We start from the raw sequence: 22198 nt of genomic DNA, 5'->3' as shown, positions 1-22198 counted from the left end.
ATGTGGAACTTCAATCGCCTCGGAGCGTGGAGCGTCGCCTCTAACCCCAAGCACGACGAGTTCTTTGTCGATGAGAATCGTGATCTTGCGCAGTCGCTGGTCCGCGAGGTCAGCCAGAACAGCGGCGATGCCGCGCGCGCCGGCATCGATGCCGTTCGCCTGAAGTTTCGCTTCGGCGCGGTGGATCGGGACCGCTTCCACAACCGATACATCCCCGGGCTCAGGGCGCACCTCGAGGCATGCGACAGCGCAGCGGCGGCGACGCTGGACGCGACAGGCCCCGTGCCCTTCCTAGCGATCGAGGATTTCGGCACCACCGGCTTGCTCGGCGCGCACGACTCCGATGAGGATGACGACAGCGGCTTCATCCGGTTCTGGAAGCGCTACGGCGACTCTGGGAAGGCCGGCGCATCGGGCGGAAGGCATGGGGTCGGCAAAAGCACCATCGCCGCCGGATCGCAGCTGCGGTTCGTGTTCGGCGTCACGCAGCGCGCGAGCGACGGTGAGACACTGCTGTATGGCCAGGCGGCGCTGAAGTTCCATCGCCTGCTTGGCGAGGAAGGGCAGTTCGATGCCTACGGCCTCTACTCGCCAGCCGACCTGACCGAGTGGCCGCGCCCTTTCAAGGGCGCGGAGGCGGATCCCTTCATCGCAGACTTCGGCCTGACACGTGCAGGCGAGCCCGGGCTTTCGATGATCGTGCCGTTTCCGTCCAAAGCCCTGACCGCCGACGCTCTTGCCGCGGCTGCGATCGAGCATTGCTTCCACCAGATTTTGTCCGGGCGGCTGATCGTGGAGATCGACGATCTGGTCTTAGACCGCGACACGATCGCGGACGCGGCCGCACAGCTGCTGCCGCACCTATCGGCCGCCTTGGAGCTTAGCCGCATCGTCACGTCCGAGGTGCCTCCCGCTCTTCTGAAGCCCAAGGCATCGTTGGTGAAGGACGGGCTTTGCGCGACGGATTTCGATGCCTCGACCGTTGAGACGATGCGAGCGGCATGGGCGGAGAACGAGATCGTCGCGGTCGAGCTGCCCATCGCGGTGCGGCCCGCCGCGGAGGGCGATCAGGTTGGAACCGTTCGCCTCTATCTTCGCCGCGCCGCGAGCGCCGACCAGGCGCGAGAAACCTATGTGCGCGGGCGCGTGAGCGTGCCCGAGAGCCCGAAGATTATCGGCAAGTCGGCGGTCGCGTTGCTCGTCGCAGACGAGGGCGCAGCCTCCCGCTTCCTTGGCGACTCCGAGGGGCCGGCGCATTCCCGCTGGATCGCCGATCGCGTGAAGAATGCCTACAAGGGTGCAGGCGACACCATGCGGACCGTGCGTATGGCCCTGCGAGACCTTCACGCGATCGCGGCGCACTCCGAGGGACCCGCCTCTATCAAGGACGCCCTCAAAGACTTCTTCTGGACCCGCAAGCCGCCCGAGAAGGAGGCGAAAGACGAGGCCAAGGACGAAAAGGATAAGATCGAGATCCCTAAAGCCGACAAGGAAGGCTTCGACCTTGCGCAGGCGGCGGGCGGCTTCTCGATCAAGCGGACCGGCGGGGAGCATCCGCTGCATGCGAAGATTTCGGTCGCCTATGATCGGCGCCGCGGCAAACCGAGATGGAGCAAGGAAGATTTCGACCTCACCTCCAGCACGATAGAGATCGAAGCGAAGGGAGACGGTGAGTATGTTGCGGAGCCGTCGCAGCTGGTCATTCAGAACGCGAGGCCGGGATTCCAGCTCAAAGTGACCGGCTTCCTGGCTTCCCGAGACCTGTTTGTTTCGGTCGACATTGAGGATGAGGTCGACGATGCCGCGTAAGCTCCAGCGCCGCTTCAACTTCACCGATCGTGTGCGCATTCCGCAGCACGCGGTCGCCTTCGCCGTAGATCAGGCCGAGGAGGGGCCGGTGACGGCGCGTCTCGAGCGTCTCGAGCTGCCCGAGGAGCATCCGCACGACCACGCCGAGTGGCTAGCGGCCGACGTCGTGATCGAGGCGTGGCGATTGTCGACGGCATCGTACGTTCGGCGCGAGGTCGGCGCGGTTAAGGACCTGCTTGGAAAGGCCTCCCCGCTGACCGAACTGCAGCTTGACGGCTTCGACGGGCCGGCGGGCATCAGCTTCCGCCTCAAGATTGTTGGCAAGGCGAACCGCAGGTTGCTGGCCGAGGCGGACAAGGTGACCTCCGAAGGCGACACGCCACCGGCGGATCGCTCCGAACTCATCGTCGTGCGCGCGGAGGAACTCGGCGAGCTGCCCTGGATCATGGACTGGGCCGAGGAGGACGCGGGAGGTCCCGTTGTGCTCGTCAATCGGGACATGGCGGATCACGCTAACTACCTCACCCATGATCCGGCGCTGGCGGGCGCGATCGTCCCACAGGTATTTCGCGAGGTCCTGTTCCGGCTTTGCCTGCGGGACGATCTGCAGCTGACACCGTGGGGCAAGAAATGGCTTGAGCATGTTCGCCGCTTTCACGGCGAGCCGCCCCCCAATCACGACGCGCCGGGCGGCCTGCACGCCGCCGCGGACACCTGGGTTCGCGAGGCGACGGTCGCCTTCGCAGGCGAGTATAAGCTGACCACCAAGACCAACGAGCGGCTTGCCGCCGCGGCGGAGAGCCAAACATGAGCGCGCACTCGATCCGGGCGTTCAACGCCGAGGGAATGAAGCTGTTCTCGGCGTATCTTGGGCGGCAGACGGATGGCGAGCGTCGGACCGCTGAGCCCCCGCCGATGACGCTGCTGCACAATGACAAGCTCACCGTCGACCTTGGGGTCGGCAAATTGTCGAAGAATGCCTTCGACAACAAGTTTGACTTGGCGATGTATGTCGCGGGCAATGTAGGACCCGAGAATATCCGCAAGCTGCTTGGCGAGCCCAACGTCTGGCCTTGGCTTTCGCTCTGGTTCTCGCCGGCAACCTTCCCCTTCGAAAAAGGGCTCTACACGATTGGCGCGCGCTCGCGCCACGTTGTGGAGAAGATCGCAGGGCGCAACCAGGATCACAGCCATCGACACCTAGTCCGCGGCGGCGTGGTCGCCGTCTCACGCTTCGGCGCGTTCGCGCGCGTCCTGCTTGGCGGCGCATCCGAGCAGACAAAGATAGAGGAGCAGGTCATGAGTCGAACCGCCGATCTCGGATTAGCCGGCTCAGTCGAATTCGTCCGGCTCTTGCACCGAATCTATTGGGATCCTACGAATAACGCGGTGCGCAAAGGCGCGAAGGGCACAGGAAAAGGCAGCATTATGCGAATTATAGAGGTGATGCAGCACCTGGACGTCACCTATGACGTGCAGTCGTTGAGCGCCGAGCAATTTGCCGAATTGCTGCCCAATCCAGAATTCAAGGCCGCCGCCTGATATGTCTGACTTGCAGGACGCCGCAACGTCGGAGGATCAGCCGAACGGGCCCCCGCCACGGCCGGCGCTGCTGTTTGATCACAACGTCATCGAGCATCTCGGCATCAAGCTCTATCAGAACAAGCCGGCGAACGTGCTGGCGGAGCTTGTCGCGAACAGCTGGGACGCGGACGCGAGGCATGTCTGGGTTGATGTGCGGGAGGCCGCCGAGGGATCCGACGCATACATCGCGGTCGCCGATGATGGCGACGGCATGACGCTTGCGACGATCAACGCGCGCTATCTCGTGATCGGCAAGGCCAAGCGCGCAAACCCGAAGGATCGCTCTCGGGGCGGACGTCCGCCGATGGGCCGCAAGGGGATCGGCAAGCTCGCGCCCTTCGGCATCGCCGGCCGCGTCGATGTCGCGACCTACGCCGAGGGCAAGCTGAACTGGTTCACCCTCGAGCTCGACGGCCTCAAGAAGGCGGGCGCGACTGGACGATATGAGCCGAACTTCCCGGCCGATGATGTCGACGCGGCGGCCGATCCGAGCGGCGGCGACGAGCAGATACGGGCGCGCGTCGTGGAGTTTCTCGGCAAGGTGCGCGGAGTCGGCCACGGCACCCTCGTGCTCATGACCCGGCTAACGCCGAACGCGCTCCCCAACCGGGCGGCGACGGTGTCGGGCCTGTCGCGGCGCTTCACCGTGGTCCTCGCACGCTCCGATTTCGAGGTTCATGTCGACGGGAAGAAGATCGAGGAGGCGGAGGCGCTGCCGGAGTTCGAGCTGCGCATCCCGCCCGAGCCCGGCTCGACGCTGACCGAGAAGATCGACGGCAAGGACGTGCGCTATTGGGCGGGCTTCTTCGAGAAGGCGGGCCCGACCACGGACGAGGCGGGTGTCGGCGTGTTCGTCCATGGCAAGATCGCGCAGGATCGTCCCTTCTTTTTCAAGTCGACGGGCAAGGAGGTTTTCCAACGCTACCTCTACGCCGTCGTCGAGGCGGATTGGCTCGACGAGCTCGATGAGGATTTGGTGTCGACCGACCGGACCAGCATCGACTGGGATGCCGCCGCCGCGAAGCCGCTCGCCGCCTGGGGCAAGGACAAGGTCTCCAAATGGCTTGACGCGTACACCAAGCATCGGGCTGGCAAGCACGGCAAGGAAACTCGCGACAAGTCGGGCGCGCTGCGCGCCGCCAAGCAGATTCCTGTCTTCTCGGCGGCGGAGAACGAGGCGGTGGACCAGCTTGTCGCCGACGCGACGCGCGACCTACCCAAGTCCGCGGTCGACAAGGCCCGTGGAGACTTGCTGATCGCGGTGTCCAAGGCTTGGACCAACCTGCCTGCGCGCAAGCTCATCAAGGAGGTTTGGGACGACTTCCTCAAGGCGGGCGCGTCGCCTGAGCAGCTGGCAGCGTTCGTTCTGCGGCTGGATCAGCACGCCGTGCCCGAGGCGATGAACCTGGCGCTCACCTTCGCTCAGCGCGCGTATGCGCTCACGATGCTGCAGGAGCTGAAGAACCGCACCTCGGAGACGCGGCTGCAGAAGCTCGTCGAGGTTTTCCCCTGGATCCTGCAGCCGCGCGGGGAGCTGCTCACCGCCAACCAGCAGCTGAAGACCTCGGTGGAGAAGGCCGCGGACCTGCTCGACGACAAGACCTGGCGCACCGGCCGCATCATCAAGGGCATGACCGAGGCGGAGCGGGCCGATGTCATCTTTCTGACCAGCGTCGACGAGCGGACAATCGAGATTGTCGAGCTGAAGTCGCCATGGCAGCCAGAGCTGAACGCGGAGAACGACAGGCAGCTCAGCGACTATCTGCATTTCGTTCAGGCCAACCATCCCGACGCGACGATCACGGGCCTGCTGGTTGGAAATCCGGGGAACCCGGCCTTCCGAACTACAGACACGCGAACCACCGTCAAGAGCTGGAACGAGGTGTTCCGCGAGGGGCGCGCCGCGTATGTCGACATGCTGGCGGCGATGCTCACGCGCGCAGATGCCGATGTCGACGACACCCGGATCGAGCTTGTCCAGCGCTTCGCGGGCGATGAGGTTTGGGGCCTGCTGCGAAAGATTGCGGAGAAGGACGAGCGGCTGCGCGTCACGATGACGAAGCTCGATCATCTCCTGGACCCGCCTGCGCAGATCGCCACGGACGGCGCGCCCGCGCAGCTTCTGGCTCCGGCGAAGGCCCTTCCAGCGCCTCCCAAGGAGGAATGAGGCTTCGGCGTCAATTTATTGACGCCGTTGTCGTCGACGATGTAGACCCCGGCTCCATCAAGGGGTTGGAACACCATGCGCGTCGCAGATTTGTTCGCCGGATGCGGCGGAATGTCCGCCGGATTCGAGGCCGCCGGCTTCGAGGTCGCGATGGCCGCGGAGAAATGGGATGCCGCGCGCGAGGTCTACAACGATAATTTCGGGCATGAGGCGAGCGCGGTTGATCTCTCGGATCTGGTTGACGCCACCTACCGGGTGAATCGTGAGAGTCCCGATATCATCATCGGTGGACCACCATGCCAGGACTTCTCCGCCGCTGGGCAGCGGCGCGAGACTGGCCGCGCAGATCTGACCATGATCTTCGCCGAGATTGTCCGCGCGGTGCGGCCTCAGTGGTTCGTCATGGAGAATGTTCCGTCTGTCGTGGGCAGCACCGCCTACAGCCACGCGCGTCCGACCTTCGCCAGCGCAGGTTATGGGATGACCGAGGTCGTCCTGGACGCTTCGTTCTTCGGCGTGCCGCAAATTCGCAAGCGGTTCTTTTGCGTCGGCTGCCTCGGCGAGGAGGACGGCTTCCTCACGCGCCATCTTGAGGATGTGCGCCGCGAGGATCGAACGTCCGTCCGCGACTATCTCGGCGATGAGCTCGGCATCGATGTCTATTATCGACACCCGCGCAACTGGGGGCGCAAAGCGATCTACTCGGTCGACGAGCCGGCCGCCACGATCCGGTCGACCAACCGCCCCATTCCTCCAAAATATCGGCTTCACGAGAATGATGCGTCCGACACGCTCGAAGGCATTCGGCAGTTGACGCCTTTCGAGCGAGCTCGCATCCAAACCTTCGCGAGCAAGTTCGCGTTCAAGGGCACCAGGACGGATATCGACACGATGGTCGCCAACGCAGTGCCGGTCGATCTCGCCCGCCGGGTGGGAGAGACCATCACCCTGTACGAGAGGACCCGCGGCGTGACGGACGGCGACGACGTGTTTCGGCGGTGGCTTGGGGAAGAGCGCGGCCTCACCGCGGCCTCGGCGGGCGACGTCCTGTCGCGCCTGCGCCGCGTCGAGAAGCTGCTGGGCGGAAGCGAGCTACAGGCGGATCCTCGCGACACAATCCACGCGCTCACGAAAACAGCGGAGTTTGAGCGGTTGAGCTCCAGCGTGCGCTCCCATCTCAAGCGGGCGGTCCAGCTTCAGGCGGACTATCGCGCCCGCGTCTGAGCGCTCCAGAGCGCGCATATCGCTTTGCGCGGCGGCCGAAATGTTCTATGTTCGTTCTTTGAAGGGCGAGACGGCATGGCTGAGCTAATTTACGACCCGACCAAGATCGACGATGGCGAGGCTTTCTTCTTCGTTCACGTCGGATGCGCGCCACATGGCTCGACAGCGCTGGCCTCGCTCGACATGGAAGTGGTTGGTCCCGTTGCGGATGAGCAGCTCGCGCCGCTTGCGTTCAGCGGCTTCGAGCTGCCTGCCAGCGACCTGATGCACCTTGCGCACGCGCGCGCCGCGGAGCGTGGCGTGCGCAAGATTCTTGTCATCGATCCTCATGGGCAGCTGCGCTCCGCCGCTCCCAGCCGATACGCGCGTCGAAAATGACCGCGCGCGGTACTAACGCTCCTCCGCCGGCTCGCCGACATATTCCGGATCCCAGGAAGCCCAGCGCTTGATCGGCAAGGCATCGCCGCCTTCGTCGAGGGCGAGCCGGATGCCGCGCATGCGTGCGTCATATTGGTCTATGACCTCTAGCAGTGCCAAGTGCGGCGACACGATTCGTCCGACAAGCTCCTGAGTCGGCGGCTCGTCCTTCTCTATAAGTCGCGCCAAATCAGCCAAGTCATCAATGAGATCATCGATCAGGACTTTAGCGTTGGAGATGACGTGGGTCACTGCCGGGTGGACGTGATCGGTTCTGCCGACAAGCGCGTTGAGCCCAATCGCGCTTGTGACCGCCTGTTGCCGCCAGGCTCGCACTTCGCTCTGCTCTATCGGGGCCGTGCGGTTGACCAGTTCAGCGGCGATGATCTGGCTCTCAAACTGCGCTTGGACGATAGCGAAGCGAACGTACCACGCAGCCTCCTCATTTTGCTCGCGGCGCGCCCGTCGCAGCCTTCGCCCTTCGCTTTGTGCGAGCCAGGCCGCTCCGGCGATCGCCGCTATCGACCCGGCGGCCTGCACCCATGCCGCGGCATCGGACTTCCAGCCGGACGCCATGACGTTGATGCCGGCCGCCCAGCCCGACACTCCGACCAAAAAGATAGCGGCCACGTAGAACAGCTGCCCCAAGCCATCGACCAGCTTTCGGGCCGATCGCTTGAGGCGCCCCCGGAGCCGCCACCGCCGTTCGTCGATCGCCGTGCTGTCGCCCTTGAACATCCGCATGAATAATTCTCCAGAATGGCAGCAATAATGGTATTCCTATTGAGGATTGCTCAGCCACGGTATTTTGTAACATTTGCCCCGGTTGCTTCCTTGACTGGATCACTTCTATAGTCGCGCCGAGCGTTATCCGTTGATACCTAGCCATCGCGGCGACGGCTATCGGCGGTGAAGGGGGCATGCTTGTGGAAGAACGTCTCTTGGAGGACGAGCCACGGCCGCAGCAAGTCGGCGGCTACACGGTCAAGCGCTGGCTCGGACGCGGCGCTTACGGAAACACCTATCTTGTCCAGCGTGGCGAGGAGCTGCCGCTTTTTGCGCTAAAATGGCTGCGCAAGAACGCCGCGGAAGGTGGACCGCAGCGGTTCGAGAACGAGAAGGCTGCGATGCAGCGCGTGTCGCATCCTGCATTCCCAGCGTTCGTCGACAGCGGAACCGAGGACGGACGGCCCTTCATTGTCATGAGCTTCGCCGAAGGCGATCCAATCGGGACCTGGGTTCGCCGCAACACGCGCGAGCAGACCCATTTCGGCGGACCGCGGGTGCTGTTGATCGCCGAGAAGCTGCTTGAGGGCCTGCAATATCTGCACTCATTGGGGCTGCTGCATCGTGATATCAAGGACGATAACGCGCTGGTCACCGCCTCGGGCGACGTTCTCACCATCCTCGACCTAGGCCAATGCAAGGCCGAGTTTCTACCGATCCAAGACATGACTTTCTGGCAGATCGGCGCGTCGCGCTATTGTCCGCCGGCGAAGTTCGAAGACCCCTCATCCTTCAATCCCTCGCACGACGTCTTCGCGGTCGGCGTGATCTGCTACCGCATGCTCACCAACAGCTATCCTTGGGAAGTCGCGCTAGGGGAGTCGGCGGGGCGCCTCAAGGCGCTGATGCTCGAAGCGGCTCCGCGCAACATTCGCGATATCAATTCCACAGTGGATTCGAGGATCATCGACTTGGTCATGCGGATGATCGAGGTCGAGGACTTTAAGCGAATTGAGATTGCCGACGCGCTCAAGACCATCGCCAAGCTACGCGCAGAGCTGGAAAGTGAGATCGTACCCAATTTCAACGCCGAGAAGACGATCCTTTTCCCGCGCGTCATGCGCGACAATCTCCACGGCGACATCCAACTGACCGATCTCGAGCGCAGCGTCATCAACACCCGGGAGTTCCAGCGGCTGCGGCACATCCGTCAGCTCGGCACGACACACCTCATCTACGCCGGCGCCGAGCATAGCCGCTTCGCGCATGTCATCGGCGTCATGCACGTCGTGGAGAAGATCCTTCGGTCGATCGAAATGCGCGAAGGCCGCGCCTTCGAGCCCGAGCAGCGACGCGCGGCGCGCCTCTACGGCCTGCTCCACGACATTGCCCATGCGCCGTTCGGGCACACGCTTGAGGACGAACTGGGCTTCTTCGCGCGCCACGATGACAATCATGCACGACTGCAGCGGCTGTTCGGCGCGCCCAACGCCGAACTCACTGAAATCCTTCAAGCAGTGCCGCACGGACGCCTCGTGATCGACCTTTTGTTCGGGAACACTGGAGAGTCAGCGGCGGAATGGATCGCTTCGCTGATCGAGGGGCCAACCGGTGCCGATGTGCTCGACTATATCGACCGTGATGCACTGCACTGCGGACTCGATCACCGGATCGACAGCGCTATCTATCGCTGGTTCGCGCTCGATCGAATCACCGGACCCGCATCGCGCGGGCGCGAGATCTTGCCCAAGCTCTACGGTAACCATGGGTTCCGGCTCGATGCCGATCATGCGGTGTTGTCGATCCTAGCCGAGCGCTACGCGCTCTTCCTCAAGGTCTATACTCACCCGGCGAAGCTTGCCGCAGGCGCGATGATCGGCAAGGCGCTGGCCCTGGCGATGGAGGAAAGCCCGGAGCGCTTTGATGAGGCGCAAGTCGAGCGCTTGACCGATGGCGCGCTGCTCGAGCGGCTGCTGCGCGAGGGGCCCGAGACCGCGCGCGGCTTGATCCACTCCTATTTGAGCCGCAAGCTACATCGGCCGACGTTTCGCTCGCATGTGCTTCCCGCCGATGGGCTGACCGACGAGAACTACACTGATCGGCAGGCCAAGCTCGAATCGCTCGGCCTACTCGACCCGGCGCGTAGGCTGCAGGTAGAGCGCGACATCGCCCTCGAAACCGGGGTCGCGCAGGAGGACATCATCATCTATGCGACGCGCAAGGCACCCGGCGCGACCTCGGTGCGGCAACGTGTGCTGCGTAGACATGGCCAGGTCAGCATGCGCGACCGCATTCACAAGGACCACCGCGACATCTTCAAGCGCCATCTCAGGCTCTGGCGCGTCTACGTGTTTTGCCGTCAGGACCTACCGACAGAAAAGGAGCAGCTAATCGCCGCGCTCGTGTCACGGCGCTGGGGCATGAGCAACGAGGCGTCGCAGTCCCGCCGACAGCTCGACTTCGACCTGATGTAAGGTTCAGGCATTTCCGCGCCAACGCGAGCATGCAGCTTCGGTCCCAACTGCAGATGAGGGCCACTAGACGCGTCTGCATCAAGCGACGGTCCACGTCCGGGGCCCTGCGCTTTCAGCGCGACAGCGCGCCGGAGCGGCCGCCATTATAGGTATCTCGCAACACCTGCAGGCTCCTGACCGTCGCGCTTCGGCGCGCGGACTAGATCTGCCACCGGCGGCTCTTTGGTGCTGTCGTTAACTTTCAGTGCCTCAAGGGTCGACGGCACACCTGCCCGACCGAATTATTTGCGAGAGCGAGGTTGCAGCATCTACATGCGCTAACCGGCTTCGGCCGCATGCCTTCCTCTATCCGTCTGCCCGGTCCCGACGCAGCCTCGTGCCTCCTCGCGAAGCGCGGCAACCCTCTCCGCCAGCGATGGGCGTCCCGCCACGCGCAGTCCACGGATCAACCCGTCCAGGAAGTTGGTCTTGACGAGGACATGGCGCGCCTGAGTGAAGGCGTCTTTCCGTGCCTGATGCTCGCGCAGCGCGAACTCCAACTCGCGCGGATAATGCTCGCCGAAGCTCCCGTTGCGTCCTAGGTAGAAGATCGCCTGAACATCGGCTCGGTCCTCAAGCGTGAGCAAGGCGAGCGCATCCTCGACGAGCGTCTTCACTTGATCGACATGCTCCATGATGTCCTCGAATCGAATATCCGCGGCGCGGATGATCTCGGGCTCCGCGTCCGCGGCCGCGGGCGGATTGGCCTCGAGCCATCGAGAAGCGAGCTGCGCCAGCTTCTCATCGTCGATCAAATGCCCAAGCGGCGTTTCGATACCGGCCTCCGCCGCCAGCTGCCGCGAGCCACGGATCGCGTCGACCGCGCGCGAGAAGGCCGAGCCGCTAAGCCCGAACCGCGCCTGCGCCTCGGCCTTGCGCGCGTCGAAGCCCACGTTGCCCCAGCTCGCATGCTTGCCGAGGATCTGAACAATCTCGCGTAGATCCGTGCGCGAGCAGCGTCTGGTATGCGTGCCAGTCGGCCGCTCTTCCGCCAGGCGCTCGACGCGATCGGTCAGACGGCGCAGGATATCTCCCAGCTGCTCAACGCTCGCCCGAATGAGCGGCAGGTTGACCACCGAGAGCGATCCCAGATTGCGTTGGTTGTCTTGGTTCTCGAAGTAGCGCAGCGCTTGGCCGTCCTCGTCGATCAGGGACAGGCTAGCAACGAAGGGCTCGAGCGACTCGATCAGCTCCCGGCTCCCGCGATCGCCGATCTGCTGGTCGCGAAGATGCCTCCAGTATCTGTGAATATTGTGATCAGGCCTGCCGTCGCGCGGCCGGGCCATCTCGAGATCGACCAGCGCGCGAAGAGCATATTTGAGGGCGAGTTCAAGTCCGTGGCGCACATTGTAGAGGATCGGCATCGCCAGCGTGTCGCGGCTGCCCATCAGCCTTTTCTCGATCAGCGTGTCCGCGAGGATGCGGGCCGCCTCGAGATAGCCGTCGACATAGTTGAGTTCGTCGCCTTGCTTGCCGACGCAGGCGTTCCACTCGCCGTCGTTGATCTGTTCAAAGAATGGATCGGTCATGAAACGATATGTAGTGGCCCGGCCGCCAATTGCCATTCGGCGCGCCTCGGCCAAACGCAGCAATATCGGAACCGGGCTGGCGAATAATGCTAGTAGAGGGCGGTGCAGCCGACGTGCAAGGTAGTCGACAGCAATTGCCTGTGCATGACATTGCTGTTGACGCGTTGGGTCGCCGGCGGTCGCCAGGCGATGGCGGTAGCGAACGGCGTTGTCGACGCCCGACATTGCGACCTATGCCACCCATTTTGACAGCGCGCTAAGCGCGGATCGGAAGCTCCAGTCACTTCACGAGGAGGCACGTCACGTGCTGCGCGAGATTGGCGAGAATTTGCCAAGGCCGCGATCGGGGGTGTAGCTCGCGTTAGCGCGGTTGCTGCTCGGGCGGGAATCTCGAGAGGAAAGGACCGAGCGCCAAGAGGTTGTAGTCTCGTAGCTTGATCTCTCCGGCGGCGTTGATGCCGAAGGCTGAGCGCTTCTTGTCGGTAATCCACGGCGGTGCCCGGCGCGCGGCTGCTTGCATGTCGTTGAGGTCGCCGAGACGCTCCATGATCAGATGCTTGCCAGACGCGCCCATCGCCACGCACGCGCCAAAGAATGGCGACAGCGCATCCTCCTCCTGGATCTGACGCCAAAGATTTCACTCGGCCCAATTGGCACCATGGGCGTGCCGGTAGCTGATCTTAATCACGAGTTCGGGATGCCCCACGCATTCGAGCACGACGCGGGACGAGCCCGTGCCGAGCGCCAGCCCCATCAACGGTGCGAACAAGGTCTCGTCAAGGACGAGACCTGATAGCGGCGGCGTTGTCATGTTCTGGCGCTCCTACAAACAAGCTTCGGATTCTATAGCGGCTCCCTTATCAGGTGAGGCATGAGGTTCCACATCAAGGGCGATGACGGCCAGGCACTCGACGCGGCGGCGGAGCTTGAGCCCAGCGCAATCGTCCTGCACAGCCGGGGCGGCACCAGCGGCACGGCGAACTCGCAGAACCAAGACTATTCAGTCGCGCTCCGCCTTCTCCTGCAGCGGCTGGAGAAATGTGGTCGAGTGATCACAGGCGCCTGGGTCGACAGCGTGCCGGCTCAGCAATTGCCGGTGGCGGACCGGCAGATCCTCTTTCCAGAGGACGTGCCCGCCGATGCGAGAACGCTGTTCTCGCTCATGGGCAAGCGAATGCAGCGCGTTGGAAGAGCGCCCGGCAGCGCGCCGAACAAGGGCAATCGCAACAAGCGGCTGCGCATTGAGGTGGCGACGGGCTCGATCGGCGAGCTTGCTTCGGTCATCGGTGCCAAGCCGGCCGCCGGCACGCCGCGTTCGGCGCTGCGGCTGCCCGCGGCAGACCTTCGCAAGGTGAGCGACGCTAACATCTGGGCGGCGATCGAGCAGCTTCGGGGCGGCGCGGCGGCGCACGGCTTCGACGAGTCGCTGGACTATGACCTCGTCGCCGACGACGGCGCACTGCTTGCGCCGAAGGCGGTCTTCGGCCTGGCCGCCTCCGCGGCGCTGGGGTTTCCCGTCGAGCCCGCGAGCTTCACCGGAGGCCTGGGCTCGGTTTGCCTCGAGCTGCTGGAGGGAGCGGGCTGGCAGATTGTCGAGAAGGGCGCGGCGGTGGCGGCTGGGCTGGCCTTGCTAAGCGTTGAGGACCGCGAATGGGCCGAGGGCGACGCCCGACGCCTCAGCCATCTAAAGCGTGAGCGGCATGCCGGGGTCGCCAAGGCGAAGAAGGCGCAGATGCGGGAGCAGCACGGCAAGCTGTTCTGCGAGGAGTGCAAGATGGACCCGGTCGCCGTGTTCGGGGCCCCTGACGGCGAGGCCTGCATCGAAGTGCATCATCGCGCCACCGGGGTGGCGCAGATGGTTCAGGGGCACATGACCAAGCTCGCCGACGTCGAGTGCCTTTGTGCGAACTGCCACCGTGTCCGGCATCGCCGGATGAAGAGGGCGCAGACTAGCGCAGAGCCGAGCGCGTGATCGCCTTCGACTTCGACGACATCGCAGAATGGGGGCCGAGACTGACCGCGGCGCTGGACGATATAGTCGCGAAGCCGAGACGAGCGCCGCTCGCGCCAGAGCAGATCGATTATGTCGAGGATGCGCTCGAGATTATCTTGGCCAACACGGATGAGCAGCGGCTTGTCCAGGCAACCCGCGCTTGGCTCGAGTCGCAGCACGTCATCGGCTATCATGGCTCACGGCTGACGCCCGCCGAGATTGATTCGGTGATGACGTTGGGCCTGCTCCCGCTCGATCCGACGACTCGCATCAATCGCCTCGCGGCACGCCTGTCGGCGCATCCTGGCTGGGCGGCGGCGAGTTCGAATCTCGAGGCCGCTGCACGCGACTTCGCCAACGGCCAGTTTGGCCTGCGCGAAGGCCAGGCGCACTTGACGATATCGCGTGCCGCGCTGCTGGAATCCTTCAATCACTATCTCGTGGAAGGCTCCGAGTTTGATCAAGCGGTCGCATTTCATCTTCTGGGAAAGAGCGGCACGCGATTGCTGCAGGAGGGGCGTTCGCCGATCCTGTTCAAGGTCTCCGTGCCTGGTGAGCGGGCGCTGGCTCTCGGCGACAGATGGCGGCTTGAGGGAGACACACCAGGCTTGGTCTACCGCGCGCTCCAGCACTGGGCCTATTGGCTACATGATCCGAGCTACGCCCCTGGAACGCAACGGGTCGATTTCGGCCTGATCTTCCATGAGATCATCCCGCCGGCCTGGATCAAGGAGGTGATCGCGATCGACGAGGCGCGACTCCGGCAGACGTATCGCCGGTAGCCGGCCTGCTTTCCGTCGAGCAATTGATCCCCATATGGCGAACGTGACCGCCGACCCACTCTCCCCGGAAGCGCGCAGCGCGCATATGCGTAAGATCCGCAGGGCGGACACCAAGCCCGAGATCCTCGTGCGTCGGATCGCGCACGCGCTTGGTCTGCGGTTCCGGCTTCATCGTCGCGACCTTCCCGGCACCCCCGACATCGTGTTTCCGCGGCACCGAAAGGTGGTGCGGGTGCACGGCTGCTTTTGGCATCAGCATGATGGCTGCCGGCTGGCGCGCAAGCCTAAAACCCGGCTCGACTATTGGCTGCCCAAACTCGAGCGCAACGCGGCGCGCGATCGCGCGGCCGCGACGCAGCTCGTAGCGCTTGGCTGGGACGCCTTGACCATTTGGGAATGCGAGACGCGGGAGCCTGAGGCGGTTCGCCGGCGCCTGGCGGCCTTTCTGCTTGGCCCTGCCTGCGATCAATCAGCTGAGACGAAGCGTTCCCGGTGATGCGCGACGAAGCGCGGGTCCGGCCATAGATTGCGGTCGCGCGGCAGGCGAATGGTCCCGGCGTGGCCGGCCATCAAACCGCGCAGCTCGGCGGGCACCTTGTTATGCGAGACGAGCAGTCGCCAATCCTCGCCGATCGAGATGAGGTGGCGGTCGAACAGCCAATGCATGGTGCCGGAGAGCGCGATGCCGTTCTGAACAAGGTCGGGGCCGCCTTCCGCCACGGGCACAATATGAGCGGCCTGCGCTTCGGCCCGCCCGCCGCCATTGATGATGCGCATGCCGGTCGCCGCGCAGGTGTCCGAATACGCCTCGAGCACCGCTAGCCGGAACGCTGCGTCGCGCACGATCCTGCTCGCCAGCACGCGCTCGAGGCGCGGCGCGATCACCGGGCCGTCGAGCAACGCGGCGATTGGCGGATCCTCGACTCGATCCAGGCCGAGGCGGCGGCGGTTGTCGAACGCCAACGTCATGCCGAGGCCCGCGTTGACGATCTCGGCAAAGTCTTCGTCGGAAAGCGGACGGATTGAGCGCCCCTGGAGCGCGCGGCCGACCGCCTTGGGATCCTCGACGGCGCGCAGCGTCGCCTCGCGGTAGCCGAGCGGCCCGCGTAGCGGCACCGGCGCGTCAAACGGCAGCCGCTCGACCAGCCGCGCGAAATGATGGCCTGGCCGCTCGGGGTCGGCCATGACCTCAACCAGTCGTGCCGCGGCGACATAGGCGGCGCGGCCGCCTTCCCGCCGCGGCTCGTACAGCACCACCCACTCGCCCAGCGCGCCGAGTGCCGACTTCAAATAGCGGCCCGGAAAATGATAACGGTCGTCGCTGTCGAAATAGCCCGAGCCCGGACGTGTATCTAGCACCGCCTTCAACAGCATATCTCCCCTCGGCCGCGCATACACGCTTTCTTATAGCCGCGCCCTCGGCCACTATCCCGGCTATGATTCTGGGACTTCGCCGTTACCAAGTCCAGCGCGCCGCGCGGGCACCGCTGGTCGACTTCATGCTCGACAGCTTGCGGGCCTCCGGCTGCCGCATCCTACACGCGCCCGATCCGTCTGAGGCGCCGTTTGTGATCAACTTCGAGACCCCGCAAGGCGAGCGGATGGGGGTCGTCGCCTATGCGTTTCTCGCCAATGAGTCGCCCACCAAGGTCAACCGGCCGGAGGACGAGCGCAGCTTTCAGATCAAGTACGGCCCCGATGACAAGCAGCTGCACAAGCTGTTTCAGGACCCGCTCGGGCTCTACACAACCCTGCTCATCGGCATCGACCCCAAGGAGGGCTTCTTCGTCGCCGCCGATCCCGAGGTGCACAACCCGACGCGCTTCTTCATCCGCCTAGAGTTCAAGGAGCGTCACGCCCAGGCGATCAAGCGCGACGGCTGGCATGTCTGGGAGCGGGAAAGCCGCGGCCGCAAGGATCTCAAGCCGGGCGAACGGACTTTCAGCTACGAGACGCTGGTCGGCGGCTCCAAGACCGCCTTTCTCGACCTTATCCGCTTCGAACGCGCGGCGCAGGGCCTCTCGCCGGGCGATCGCCACCTTCTCGCCGTGCGCCCCGAGCTAATCGCGAGCGGCGTGCCCGCCGCGAGCCCGACCGTCGCCGTTCCCAGCGCGGCGATTCATCCGCTCGCAGTCGAGTTCGAGCTTGAGCCTGACCAGATCCTCGAGCTGATCGCCGGGGCCCGGCGCCTCAAGATGGCGGTGCGCGGCTGGGTCGCCGAAGAGAAGCTTCGCGACGTGCTAAGCCACACCGCAGGCGTCACACATTGCGAGCGGCTCGATGAGGAAGGCGGTGCCGACCTGAGGGTGCGGTGGCGCGACGGTCCGCCGCTGCTAATTGAATGCAAGAACGTGCTGCGCCAAACCAGCGCCGCCGGCCTCGCCAAGATCGATTTTCAGCGCACCCGCGCCTCCAAGTCGGATCCTTGCTCACGCTACTACGCGCCGACCGATTTCAACATCGTCGCTGGATGCCTGCACGCGATCACGGAGGGGTGGGAGTTCCGCTATGCAGACCCCTATCTGCTCGACCGTCGGGCAGGGTGTCCCGGAAAGCTCAACAATCGCGTGCTGATCGACGATCGATGGACAAGCGATGCCGGCCGGGCTTTCGAGGCGGCCTATGCCCGTGTAGGAACCGCATGATGCAGCGTCTGAAGGCTATTAGCTTGTTCACGGGAGCCGGCGGGCTCGATCTCGGCTTCGAGGCAGCGGGCTTCGACACCGCCGTCGCGGTTGAGATGGATGCGCGCTGCGCGGAGACGCTTCGCGCCAACCGCCCCTGGCCGGTGATCGAGCGCGATGTCGGCCAGGTGCCCACCGATGAACTGCTGGAAGCTGGCGGACTGAGAGTAGGCGAGGCAGATATTTTGATTGGCGGCCCGCCGTGCCAGCCCTTCTCCAAGTCGGGCTTCTGGGCGACGGGAGGAGCGCGGCGACTCGATGATCCGCGCGCAACCACGATCGATCATTATCTTCGGATCCTGGAGGAGGCGCGCCCGCGCGCCTTCCTGCTCGAGAATGTCGAAGGGCTCGGCTTCCGCGGCAAGGATGAGGGGCTGGCCCGTATCTGCGAGGCGGTGGCCGCAATCAACGCGCGCTACGGCACTGCCTATATTCCTAAGATCGCGGTGCTGAACGCCGCCGATTACGGCGTTCCGCAGCTGCGCCGGCGCCTCTTCGTGGTAGCGGCGCGCGATGGGTCGACCTTCCGCTTTCCCGAGGCCACCCATGTTGGACCAGACGTTGAGCATTCCGGCGACAATCGCCGCCGCTGGATAACCGCTTGGGACGCGTTGCACGACTTGCCGGCACCGCAGGACGCCTCGCTCGCGCTCAAGGGCAAATGGGCGGGGCTGCTGCCTTCGATCCCGGAGGGTCAGAATTATCTCCACCATACCGACCGTGGCGAGGGCGAGCCGCTCTTTGGGTGGCGGCGGCGCTACTGGTCATTCCTGCTCAAGCTCGCCAAGGACCAGCCGGCCTGGACGCTGCAAGCCCAGCCCGGGCCCGCCACCGGGCCATTTCATTGGGAGAGCCGGCGCCTAAGCATGCGGGAGATGGCGCGACTGCAAACCTTCCCAGACGATTTCGCAGTGCTCGGCTCCGTCACCGACGCGCAAAAGCAGCTCGGCAACGCGGTGCCGTCGCTTCTCGCCGAGGTGCTAGCGCGCGCGATCAGAGCGCAGCTGCTAGGCGCCCCGGCGGCGGGGGAGCCCAAGCTGCAGCGCGCGCGCGCCGAGACTACGCCGGCGGCCGAGCGGCTCGTCCCCGTTTCTGCCGCCTATCTCGCGCTCAAGGGCGAGCACGCTGCGCATCCAGGCACCGGACTGGGCTTCCGCGCATCCGCAAGGGCCGATCTCGCCGTCGCTGCGGAATAGCTCTCTTCACGAAGGACGCTCTCGCTTGCCCGAGGCAACGCAGAACTGGCGTTTAAAGCTACGGCCAGCCTTAGGCGGCCCCGCTTCGTTCAAGCGCAGTGATCTGCTCTTCGCAGATGACCTGCACGGTGCGACCAAGCTCCTCAATGCGCGCACCCAGCCACCCCAGCTCTTCGACGCTAATGCGATAGTGCTTTGAATAGCGCGCTTTCACATAAGCTTCCTTGAGCTTCTCGAAGCGTCCGCGATCTGCGCGGGTGTCGCGCGGCCAGGCGTCGATTAGCCGTGGGTCGATCCGCTCCGCCTGGGTGCGAAGGAAACCCAGGTTGTGAACGTGCGGTGTGTAGAAGGTGCAGACCAGCAGGACGCAATGATACAGACGCTCGACAGTCTGATGGAGGTCGAACGCCGCGTCCTTCAAATTTCCGTGTTCAATATGGAATTTGGCACCGTCGAAGCGCTTTTTTGCCGCGGGAAACCATTCCGCGAAATACTCGTTCGCCATCGCCAGGGCCTGCTGCGGCGTCTTCGGCTTAGGCTCGTGCAACTCCGTGCCCTCGCTCTCGTACAGCGCGATCCCATCCCGGGCGACGTCCATGAAAAAGTAGCGACCGTGCGCCAGCCCGTCGTTCACCTCGTGCAGGGTATGCACGATGAAGTTGACCGGCGTGCGTAGCGTCTTGGTGACCGCCAGCTCCCGGTTCAGCCTATCCTCGGCGGTAGACCAGAAGGCGGCGCGATCAGTGAGCTTCTCGTGATTAACGATGATCAGCAGGTCGAAGTCGGACTGGTAGCCCTTCGCCGTATGCGGCTCGTCGACCCAGCCGCCGCGCGCATAGCTACCGTAGAGGATGACCTTGAGGATGCGCGCCTGGCGTTTCCAGTCGACCGTGGCGGTCGCGGTCGCGTCGCGGAATTCCTCGAACAGGATCTGGACCACGCGTTCGAGCTCGCGCTGCTTGGAGGGTGGCAGATGATCGAGATCCGTGCGCATCGGAGGAATCCTAGAGCGCCGGGGCGGCGATGCAACCGCCGGAAGCGCGATCAAGCGCCATTTCCGAGCGGTCGTCCATCAGCGTCCACCGGCGCCGAGATCGCGGCCGAGCCGCACGAGCGCGCTCTCGAGCAGCCGTTCGACCTCGTCCACCCCGATGCCGAGCCGTGCGGCGACGGTGGCGAAGTCGTGTTCGTTGATTGCATGGAGCAGGAACACCGTCTGCTCGGGTTCGGGCAGTGCGGCCACGGCGGCGCCTATGCGCGCAACCAGCCTGGCATCGATATCGGACATCGGAAACGCTCCTTCCTGCCGGCCCGACGGGACCGGCAGCGACGCCTCCGGGCACGCCAGGAGCGGTGGCCCGCACCTAAGGGCGAAGCGCAGCGGAGCACCCGGCATCGCCGGGTTGCGGGGTGCCGCGGCGCGCCCGACAAGCGGCGCCATGTCCCGGCCGGCAGGGGAGCGGTCGACATGGCCATGGCTGGTGTTGCGAACGCCCGCGAAGTGACGCAGAATCGCCCGTGCAGCGTGGTTTCGAGCCGGCAGCCCGCTGCGGACTGACCGCCAGGCATCAAGCGCTTCCGGCCATTACGGTCGGAGGTAATCTCCGAGGCACCGCCCGGCGCGAGACAGGCTCTCGTGCGATCGATTTTCCATGCCCGCGCCCCGCGCGGCGGCAGCTGCTCGCGGTAGCGCGATGCGGCGGCCCGACGACGACCCTGACCAGTCGCCCGGCGGCGGCGGCAACGGCCAGGCACGCTTCGACATGCTCTACCGCGAGCAGGCACCCCGCCTGCGGCGCTGGCTCGATGTACGCCTGCGCTCTAGCGAAGAGGCGAACGACCTAGTGCAGGATGCGTTCGCGCGCCTGCTCGGCTCGGATGCCCGTAACGGGCTGCGCCAGCCCGAGGCGTTCCTCAACCGGATCGTGCGCAACCTGCTCATCGACCGGTCGCGCCGCGTGTCCAACCGCACGCCGCACGTGCCGATCGACGAAGCGAACGAGCCTGCGACCCGCGCAACCCAGGAGGATGCCATCGAGCTCGCACAGATGCGGGAACGCTATCGGGCCGCCGTCGACGCGCTGCCGCCGCGCACGCGGCAGGTCTTCCTGCTGCATCGGACGGATGGCCTGGGCTACAAGGATATTGCGACTCAGCTCGGCATCAGCATCCGCACCGTGGAATGGCATGTCGGCGAGGCGCTCGTGCGGATCGGCAAGGACCTGGGGCAATGACCATCGCCGACGGACAGGCGGAAGATGGCGGCGAGGCGCTCGCCCAGGAGGCCGCGCACTGGTTCGCCCGCATGCGAAGCCCGGACGCCGAGGACAGCCGCGCCGAGTTCGAGGCATGGCTCGCCGAGGATTCCCGGCACCGGGCCGCGTATAATCGCACCTCCGAGATCTTCGCGATGGGGAAGCTGCTCGCGGAGCCGGACGAGCCCGTTTCGCCTCCGGCGCCGACCCGGCGACGCGGCGTGCTGGCGATCGCCTTGGCGACGGTCGCCGCCTGTGCGATCGGCATCGGCGGATGGACGGCCCTGCATCATTCGGGACCGGCGCCGGACCAGCGCGAGACTGTTGCCGGCACGACCGAGCATCGCAGGATCTCGACGATCGCCGGGGAGGTGCGCGTCGTGCAGCTCGCCGACGGCTCGACCGTGCGCGTTGGCGACGGGACCGTCCTCGATGTCGATATCGCTAGCGGGCAGAGGAACCTGAGGCTGCTGCAAGGGCAGGCGCGCTTCGAGGTCGCGCATGAGCCGCGTCCGTTCATCGTCTTCGCCGGCGGCGGCAGCGTCACGGCGCGCGGTACGATCTTCGAAGTCGCACTGACGCGCTCCGGCAAGGTCGATGTCCGCCTCCTGCAGGGTGCCGTCGATGTGGCGCTGCCCCTTGCGCCGGCTTCGCCGCAGCCGGCGATCCGCAAGCTGGTGGCCGGCGAGGGCGTCTCGTTCGTGGCGCAGCCGGACGTCCCGGCGACGCCCGCGGCACCCGCCGGCGCGACGTCGGCGCCATCCGACGCGCGCGAGTTCGAGGCGACGCCCGTCGCCGAGTTGGTCGCGCTCGCGAACCATGGGGCTGTCCGTCCGATTCGGCTGGCCGACGCGTCGCTCGCCGGCCAGCGCGTGTCCGGGCGGTTCCGGGTCGACGATACAGAGTTGCTGGCAAGGCGGCTTGGCGCGCTGTTCAACCGGAGCGTGGACACCAGCCGGGCCGGCGAAATCGTGCTGGCGCCGGCAGGCGCGCCCATTCCCTAGGATATCGGCAGCGGCACCCCTGCTCCCGGGAGGAAGCCGGCAACCGGAGCGACCGGCCTCGCGAACCCCGCGATGATGATTAAGTCGATTTCGGAGTAATCTGCTTTTTCAGTCCGATATGGACAGTATATCATCGGGAAATAAAACTGTCACATAGACCAACCCGGCCGGGTGGCCACCACTATGTCCAAGCCTCGCGGCCAAAGGTGGTGGCGCATGTTCCAAGACATGCTTTTCCCGCCCGGCTTCGATAGCACAAGAAGCCTAGACGAAAACAATCGGATTATAATTGGATTATAAACTACTCATATGTGC

At 64.9% G+C, this 22198-nt stretch carries 21 protein-coding genes; 14 read left to right on the top strand and 7 right to left on the bottom strand.

The annotated features are described in order from the left end of the window. The 6 genes from AC1RPL_RS08335 to AC1RPL_RS08310 all read left to right on the top strand — a co-directional run bounded on the left by AC1RPL_RS08335 (nt 1) and on the right by AC1RPL_RS08310 (nt 7162). The gene (locus AC1RPL_RS08335; RefSeq protein ID WP_493068779.1) at nt 1-1809 is read left to right on the top strand and encodes a hypothetical protein; all 1809 of its coding nucleotides are present in this window, start codon (nt 1-3) and stop codon (nt 1807-1809) included. Further along, nucleotides 1799-2620, top strand: coding sequence for a hypothetical protein (locus AC1RPL_RS08330; RefSeq protein ID WP_493068778.1), 822 nt, complete (start codon nt 1799-1801; stop codon nt 2618-2620). The genes AC1RPL_RS08335 and AC1RPL_RS08330 overlap by 11 nt, the downstream gene beginning before the upstream one ends. Then, nucleotides 2617-3351 (top strand): hypothetical protein, encoded by a 735-nt coding sequence (locus AC1RPL_RS08325; protein WP_493068777.1) that lies wholly within the window; start codon nt 2617-2619, stop codon nt 3349-3351. Before AC1RPL_RS08330 ends, AC1RPL_RS08325 begins: the two co-directional genes overlap by 4 nt. Further along, nucleotides 3308-5560 carry an ATP-binding protein gene (locus AC1RPL_RS08320; RefSeq protein WP_493068776.1) on the top strand — a complete coding sequence of 751 codons (2253 nt, stop codon included), beginning with the start codon at nt 3308-3310 and terminating at the stop codon, nt 5558-5560. The genes AC1RPL_RS08325 and AC1RPL_RS08320 overlap by 44 nt, the downstream gene beginning before the upstream one ends. Nucleotides 5561-5635: 75 nt before the next feature. Continuing rightward, a complete protein-coding gene (locus AC1RPL_RS08315) occupies nt 5636-6784 on the top strand; it encodes a DNA cytosine methyltransferase (RefSeq protein WP_493068775.1) in 1149 nt (382 codons plus the stop codon). Between the two features lie 75 nt (nt 6785-6859). After that, nucleotides 6860-7162, top strand: a complete 303-nt coding sequence (locus tag AC1RPL_RS08310; protein WP_493068774.1) for a hypothetical protein — start codon at nt 6860-6862, stop codon at nt 7160-7162. Between the two features lie 12 nt (nt 7163-7174). Here the strand turns inward: AC1RPL_RS08310 and AC1RPL_RS08305 are convergent, their stop codons facing one another. Then, on the bottom strand, nt 7175-7945 hold the full coding sequence (locus AC1RPL_RS08305; RefSeq protein WP_493068773.1) for a hypothetical protein: 771 nt from the start codon (nt 7943-7945) through the stop codon (nt 7175-7177). A gap of 182 nt (nt 7946-8127) precedes the next feature. Between AC1RPL_RS08305 and AC1RPL_RS08300 the strand changes: the two genes are divergently transcribed. Next, on the top strand, nt 8128-10401 hold the full coding sequence (locus AC1RPL_RS08300) for a protein kinase domain-containing protein (protein WP_493068772.1): 2274 nt from the start codon (nt 8128-8130) through the stop codon (nt 10399-10401). A gap of 317 nt (nt 10402-10718) precedes the next feature. On the opposite strand, the gene AC1RPL_RS08295 is transcribed toward AC1RPL_RS08300, so the two are convergent. From AC1RPL_RS08295 to AC1RPL_RS08285, 3 genes are all read right to left on the bottom strand, one after another. Next, a complete protein-coding gene (locus AC1RPL_RS08295) occupies nt 10719-11969 on the bottom strand; it encodes a hypothetical protein (protein ID WP_493068771.1) in 1251 nt (416 codons plus the stop codon). A gap of 361 nt (nt 11970-12330) precedes the next feature. Beyond that, on the bottom strand, nt 12331-12543 hold the full coding sequence (locus AC1RPL_RS08290) for a hypothetical protein (RefSeq protein WP_493068770.1): 213 nt from the start codon (nt 12541-12543) through the stop codon (nt 12331-12333). A gap of 63 nt (nt 12544-12606) precedes the next feature. Continuing rightward, entirely contained in the window at nt 12607-12780 is a 174-nt protein-coding gene (locus tag AC1RPL_RS08285) for a hypothetical protein (RefSeq protein WP_493068769.1), read from the bottom strand. Nucleotides 12781-12840: 60 nt separating this feature from the next. On the opposite strand from AC1RPL_RS08285, the gene AC1RPL_RS08280 reads away from it, so the two are divergent. From AC1RPL_RS08280 to AC1RPL_RS08270, 3 genes are read left to right on the top strand one after another with little or no spacing between them, the layout of a single operon-like run. After that, on the top strand, nt 12841-13941 hold the full coding sequence (locus tag AC1RPL_RS08280) for an HNH endonuclease (RefSeq protein WP_493068768.1): 1101 nt from the start codon (nt 12841-12843) through the stop codon (nt 13939-13941). Then, nucleotides 13938-14744, top strand: a complete 807-nt coding sequence (locus AC1RPL_RS08275) for a hypothetical protein (RefSeq protein ID WP_493068767.1) — start codon at nt 13938-13940, stop codon at nt 14742-14744. The genes AC1RPL_RS08280 and AC1RPL_RS08275 overlap by 4 nt, the downstream gene beginning before the upstream one ends. 34 nt (nt 14745-14778) lie before the next feature. After that, a complete protein-coding gene (locus AC1RPL_RS08270) occupies nt 14779-15240 on the top strand; it encodes a very short patch repair endonuclease (RefSeq protein ID WP_493068766.1) in 462 nt (153 codons plus the stop codon). On the opposite strand, the gene AC1RPL_RS08265 is transcribed toward AC1RPL_RS08270, so the two are convergent. Continuing rightward, nucleotides 15210-16103: an HNH endonuclease gene (locus tag AC1RPL_RS08265; RefSeq protein ID WP_493068765.1), complete on the bottom strand. Its 894-nt coding sequence runs from the start codon at nt 16101-16103 to the stop codon at nt 15210-15212. The two genes, AC1RPL_RS08270 and AC1RPL_RS08265, sit on opposite strands and share 31 nt — an antisense overlap. A gap of 77 nt (nt 16104-16180) precedes the next feature. Here AC1RPL_RS08265 and AC1RPL_RS08260 point away from each other — a divergent pair, with 77 nt between their 5' ends. Then, nucleotides 16181-17389, top strand: a complete 1209-nt coding sequence (locus tag AC1RPL_RS08260) for a hypothetical protein (RefSeq protein WP_493068764.1) — start codon at nt 16181-16183, stop codon at nt 17387-17389. A 23-nt stretch (nt 17390-17412) separates the two neighbouring features. Further along, entirely contained in the window at nt 17413-18624 is a 1212-nt protein-coding gene (locus AC1RPL_RS08255; RefSeq protein ID WP_493068763.1) for a DNA cytosine methyltransferase, read from the top strand. 70 nt (nt 18625-18694) lie between these two features. Here AC1RPL_RS08255 and AC1RPL_RS08250 read toward each other — a convergent pair whose 3' ends face one another. Together AC1RPL_RS08250 and AC1RPL_RS08245 are read right to left on the bottom strand one after the other, a co-directional pair. Continuing rightward, nucleotides 18695-19618, bottom strand: coding sequence for a HEPN domain-containing protein (locus tag AC1RPL_RS08250; RefSeq protein ID WP_493068762.1), 924 nt, complete (start codon nt 19616-19618; stop codon nt 18695-18697). Nucleotides 19619-19696: 78 nt separating this feature from the next. Next, entirely contained in the window at nt 19697-19912 is a 216-nt protein-coding gene (locus AC1RPL_RS08245) for a sigma factor-like helix-turn-helix DNA-binding protein (protein ID WP_493068761.1), read from the bottom strand. 406 nt (nt 19913-20318) lie between these two features. Between AC1RPL_RS08245 and AC1RPL_RS08240 the strand changes: the two genes are divergently transcribed. Beyond that, nucleotides 20319-20858: an RNA polymerase sigma factor gene (locus AC1RPL_RS08240; RefSeq protein WP_493068760.1), complete on the top strand. Its 540-nt coding sequence runs from the start codon at nt 20319-20321 to the stop codon at nt 20856-20858. After that, on the top strand, nt 20855-21883 hold the full coding sequence (locus AC1RPL_RS08235; RefSeq protein ID WP_493068759.1) for a FecR family protein: 1029 nt from the start codon (nt 20855-20857) through the stop codon (nt 21881-21883). The genes AC1RPL_RS08240 and AC1RPL_RS08235 overlap by 4 nt, the downstream gene beginning before the upstream one ends. Nucleotides 21884-22198: the final 315 nt, after the last annotated feature.

It is taken from the genome of Sphingomonas sp. GW821-FHT12D09, from assembly GCF_058807215.1.
Note: the sequence above shows the minus strand (reverse complement) of the source record. Positions and strands in the feature narration are given on the sequence as shown.